Consider the following 5,505-nt stretch of genomic DNA (forward strand, 5'->3'; position numbering starts at 1 on the left):
TCTTTAACAATATACCAAGCCAAGCAAACTGTGTGGGCACTTACCGGATTCAGGCAGAGAAAGCATCTACGGATGCGAGTATTCTTTCGTATAACGAAGAGAATACACCTGACTGATTGGAGAAGTGCTTAACAAATTAGATTTTATTAAGTCATTGATTCAATGAGTCGATTAAACACTTTAAACTGAAGAGTTTGATCATGGCTCAGATTGAACGCTGGCGGCAGGCCTAACACATGCAAGTCGAGCGGTAACAGGAAGAAGCTTGCTTCTTTGCTGACGAGCGGCGGACGGGTGAGTAAGACTTGGGAACTTGCCTTTAGGCGGGGGATAACTACGGGAAACTGTGGCTAATACCGCATAATGTCTACGGACCAAAGTGGGGGATCTTCGGACCTCACGCCTAAAGATGGGCCCAAGCGAGATTAGCTAGTTGGTGGGGTAATGGCTCACCAAGGCGACGATCTCTAGCTGTTCTGAGAGGATGATCAGCCACACTGGGACTGAGACACGGCCCAGACTCCTACGGGAGGCAGCAGTGGGGAATATTGCACAATGGGGGAAACCCTGATGCAGCCATGCCGCGTGTGTGAAGAAGGCCTTCGGGTTGTAAAGCACTTTCAGTGGTGAGGAAGGCGTTGTCGTTAATAGCGGCAACGATTGACGTTAGCCACAGAAGAAGCACCGGCTAACTCCGTGCCAGCAGCCGCGGTAATACGGAGGGTGCAAGCGTTAATCGGAATTACTGGGCGTAAAGGGTACGTAGGCGGCCTGTTAAGCAAGATGTGAAAGCCCCGGGCTCAACCTGGGAATGGCATTTTGAACTGGCAGGCTCGAGTTCTGAAGAGGGTGGTAGAATTTCCTGTGTAGCGGTGAAATGCGTAGATATAGGAAGGAATACCGGTGGCGAAGGCGGCCACCTGGTCAGAAACTGACGCTGAGGTACGAAAGCGTGGGGAGCAAACAGGATTAGATACCCTGGTAGTCCACGCCGTAAACGATGTCAACTAGTTGTTCGTCTTATAAACAAGATGAGTAACGCAGCTAACGCACTAAGTTGACCGCCTGGGGAGTACGGCCGCAAGGTTAAAACTCAAATGAATTGACGGGGGCCCGCACAAGCGGTGGAGCATGTGGTTTAATTCGATGCAACGCGAAGAACCTTACCATCCCTTGACATCCAGCGAATTTACTAGAGATAGTTTAGTGCCTTCGGGAACGCTGAGACAGGTGCTGCATGGCTGTCGTCAGCTCGTGTTGTGAGATGTTGGGTTAAGTCCCGCAACGAGCGCAACCCTTATCCTTAGTTGCCAGCACGTAATGGTGGGAACTCTGGGGAGACTGCCGGTGATAAACCGGAGGAAGGTGGGGACGACGTCAAGTCATCATGGCCCTTACGGGATGGGCTACACACGTGCTACAATGGCGCGTACAATGGGAAGCCAACTCGCGAGAGTGAGCGGATCTCAAAAAGCGCGTCGTAGTCCGGATTGGAGTCTGCAACTCGACTCCATGAAGTCGGAATCGCTAGTAATCGTGGATCAGAATGCCACGGTGAATACGTTCCCGGGCCTTGTACACACCGCCCGTCACACCATGGGAGTGGGCTGCACCAGAAGTAGATAGCTTAACCTTCGGGAGAGCGTTTACCACGGTGTGGTTCATGACTGGGGTGAAGTCGTAACAAGGTAGCCCTAGGGGAACCTGGGGCTGGATCACCTCCTTATGAAAAAGCCTTGAAGAAGTTAAGTGCTCACACAGATTGCCTGGTTTGGTAGATGTAACGGATAGAAACTGGGTCTGCTTTTAGCAGATTTAGCGGATACTGGGTCTGTAGCTCAGCTGGTTAGAGCGCACCCCTGATAAGGGTGAGGTCGGTAGTTCAAGTCTACTCAGACCCACCAAATTTGAACGATGGCTGCGTTGTTCGGGTACTCGCATAGCAGGCTATGCTTCGCACCCTCACGCCTTGCCCTCCTTCAAATTACTTTATCGGTTTTAGTTGGTTTGGTTTGTTGTTTTACGAATAACGAACAGCGCAGCGCACGAACAGCGCAGCGCACGAACAACGAGAACGGGGCCATAGCTCAGCTGGGAGAGCGCCTGCCTTGCACGCAGGAGGTCAGCGGTTCGATCCCGCTTGGCTCCACCATTTCTATCCTTTGCGAAGTTAGCGTTAAGCTTTAGGGCTTAACAGTAACTTTGTGTTACGACGCTCTTTAACAATATGAACAAGCTGATTGTAATAAAGTAATGAAATGCCACTCTACTTGAATCAACCATTTGGTAGAGGCGTATCGAACTTGTGTATAGCATCGAGAACAGCCCATATAACTTTGAAAGACACTTTCGGGTTGTATGGTTAAGTGACGAAGCGTAGACGGTGGATGCCTAGGCAGTTGGAGGCGATGAAGGACGTACTAACTTGCGATAAGCCATGATGAGGCAGTAAGAGCCGCTTGAGTCATGGATTTCCGAATGGGGAAACCCAGTGTGCTTGCACACTATCCTTAACTGAATTCATAGGTTAAGGAAGCGAACCCGGAGAACTGAAACATCTAAGTACCCGGAGGAAAAGAAATCAACCGAGATTTCCCTAGTAGCGGCGAGCGAACGGGAAGTAGCCCTTAAGCAATCATGGTGTTAGTGGAATGAGCTGGAAAGCTCGACGATACAGGGTGATAGTCCCGTACACGACGAGGCCATGAATGTGAAAACGAGTAGGTCGGGACACGTGTTATCTTGACTGAATATGGGGGGACCATCCTCCAAGGCTAAATACTCCCAACTGACCGATAGTGAACCAGTACCGTGAGGGAAAGGCGAAAAGAACCCCGGCGAGGGGAGTGAAATAGAACCTGAAACCGTCTACGTACAAGCAGTAGGAGCCTTCTTCGGAGGGTGACTGCGTACCTTTTGTATAATGGGTCAGCGACTTATATTTTGTAGCAAGGTTAACCGCATAGGGGAGCCGTAGGGAAACCGAGTCTTAACTGGGCGCTTAGTTGCAAGGTATAGACCCGAAACCGGGCGATCTAGCCATGGGCAGGTTGAAGATTGAGTAACATCAATTGGAGGACCGAACTCACTAATGTTGAAAAATTAGGAGATGACCTGTGGCTCGGAGTGAAAGGCTAATCAAGCCCGGAGATAGCTGGTTCTCCCCGAAATCTATTTAGGTAGAGCCTCGGACGAATACCACTGGGGGTAGAGCACTGTTTGGGCTAGGGGGTCATCCCGACTTACCAACCCCATGCAAACTCCGAATACCAGTGAGTACTATCCGGGAGACACACGGCGGGTGCTAACGTCCGTCGTGAAGAGGGAAACAACCCAGACCGCCAGCTAAGGTCCCCAAGTCATGGCTAAGTGGGAAACGATGTGGGAAGGCTCAGACAGCTAGGAGGTTGGCTTAGAAGCAGCCATCCTTTAAAGAAAGCGTAATAGCTCACTAGTCGAGTCGGCCTGCGCGGAAGATGTAACGGGGCTAAGCCATGCACCGAAGCTGCGGCAGCATACTTGTATGCTGGGTAGGGGAGCGTTCTGTAAGCCGTTGAAGGTGGACTGAGAAGTCTGCTGGAGGTATCAGAAGTGCGAATGCTGACATGAGTAACGATAATGGGAGTGAAAAACTCCCACGCCGGAAGACCAAGGTTTCCTATCCCATGTTAATCAGGGTAGGGTAAGTCGGCCCCTAAGGCGAGGCCGAGAGGCGTAGTCGATGGGAATCAGGTTAATAGTCCTGAACCGATATATACTGCGATGGGGGGACGGAGAAGGCTAGGCAAGCCGGGTGTTGGTAATCCCGGTGAAAGTATGTAGGTTGAGCACTTAGGTAAATCCGGGCGCTTAAGACTGAGATACGAGACGAGTACCCACGGGTGCGAAGTTGTTGATGCCCTGCTTCCAGGAAAAGCCTCTAAGCTTCAGGTATATATTGACCGTACCCCAAACCGACACAGGTGGTCAGGTAGAGAATACTAAGGCGCTTGAGAGAACTCGGGTGAAGGAACTAGGCAAAATAGTACCGTAACTTCGGGAGAAGGTACGCCAGAGCTAGTGAACCCCTTGCGGGGGGAGCTGGAGCTGGCCGCAGTGACCAGGTGGCTGGGACTGTTTATTAAAAACACAGCACTCTGCAAACACGAAAGTGGACGTATAGGGTGTGACACCTGCCCGGTGCCGGAAGGTTAATTGATGGGGTTAGCGTAAGCGAAGCTCTTGATCGAAGCCCCGGTAAACGGCGGCCGTAACTATAACGGTCCTAAGGTAGCGAAATTCCTTGTCGGGTAAGTTCCGACCTGCACGAATGGTGTAACCATGGCCACGCTGTCTCCACCCGAGACTCAGTGAAATTGAAATCGCCGTGAAGATGCGGTGTACCCGCGGCTAGACGGAAAGACCCCGTGAACCTTTACTACAGCTTGGCACTGAACATTGAACCTCCATGTGTAGGATAGGTGGGAGGCTTAGAAACGTTGGCGCTAGTTGACGTGGAGCCATCCTTGAAATACCACCCTTGTATGTTTGATGTTCTAACTTAGGCCCCTTATCGGGGTTGAGGACAGTGCCTGGTGGGTAGTTTGACTGGGGCGGTCTCCTCCCAAAGAGTAACGGAGGAGCACGAAGGTTGGCTAAGTACGGTCGGACATCGTACGGTTAGTGTAATGGCACAAGCCAGCTTAACTGCGAGACAGACACGTCGAGCAGGTACGAAAGTAGGTCATAGTGATCCGGTGGTTCTGAATGGAAGGGCCATCGCTCAACGGATAAAAGGTACTCCGGGGATAACAGGCTGATACCGCCCAAGAGTTCATATCGACGGCGGTGTTTGGCACCTCGATGTCGGCTCATCACATCCTGGGGCTGTAGTCGGTCCCAAGGGTATGGCTGTTCGCCATTTAAAGTGGTACGCGAGCTGGGTTTAGAACGTCGTGAGACAGTTCGGTCCCTATCTGCCGTGGGCGTTTGAGAGTTGAGAGGAGTTGCTCCTAGTACGAGAGGACCGGAGTGAACGAACCCCTGGTGTTCGGGTTGTCATGCCAATGGCACTGCCCGGTAGCTATGTTCGGAATCGATAACCGCTGAAAGCATCTAAGCGGGAAGCGAGCCTCGAGATAAGCTCTCACTAGCACGTAAGTGCTCTGAAGGGTTGTTGTAGACGACAACGTTGATAGGCGGGGTGTGGAAGCGTAGTAATGCGTTGAGCTAACCCGTACTAATTGCCCGTGAGGCTTAACCATACAACACCGAAGGTGTTTAAGGGTTGACTCGAAACAAGTTCGAACCTTTATCAAATGCAAGTAAGAGTGGCACGCTCTATACAATCAGCCGGTTTATATTGTTTAACAGTTTATGCCTGGCGGCCATAGCGAAGTGGAACCACCTGATCCATCTCGAACTCAGTAGTGAAACGCTTCAGCGCCGATGGTAGTGTGGGGCTTCCCCATGTGAGAGTAGGACACCGCCAGGCTTTAATTTAGAAGAGGCCCTCAGCTAACGCTG

Annotated in this window: 2 tRNA genes and 3 rRNA genes; all 5 read left to right on the forward strand. The window is 51.4% G+C overall.

From position 1 onward, the window contains the following. The first annotated feature begins 182 nt into the window (after nt 1-182). The 5 genes from PSI9734_RS11925 (at nt 183) to rrf (ending at nt 5,473) form a co-directional block, all read left to right on the forward strand. Nucleotides 183-1,726 (forward strand): 16S ribosomal RNA (locus PSI9734_RS11925). Nucleotides 1,727-1,827: 101 nt separating this feature from the next. Further along, nucleotides 1,828-1,904, forward strand: a tRNA-Ile gene (locus tag PSI9734_RS11930). A gap of 172 nt (nt 1,905-2,076) precedes the next feature. After that, nucleotides 2,077-2,152, forward strand: a tRNA-Ala gene (locus tag PSI9734_RS11935). Nucleotides 2,153-2,360: 208 nt separating this feature from the next. Continuing rightward, nucleotides 2,361-5,243: ribosomal RNA gene (locus tag PSI9734_RS11940) — 23S ribosomal RNA — on the forward strand. Nucleotides 5,244-5,358: 115 nt separating this feature from the next. Then, nucleotides 5,359-5,473 (forward strand): 5S ribosomal RNA (gene rrf / locus PSI9734_RS11945). The 16S, 23S and 5S rRNA genes sit together here with 2 tRNA genes alongside, the layout of an rRNA operon. Nucleotides 5,474-5,505 lie beyond the last annotated feature (32 nt).

Source organism: Pseudidiomarina piscicola (genome assembly GCF_902806985.1).
Classification (GTDB): Bacteria; Pseudomonadota; Gammaproteobacteria; order Enterobacterales; family Alteromonadaceae; genus Pseudidiomarina; species Pseudidiomarina piscicola.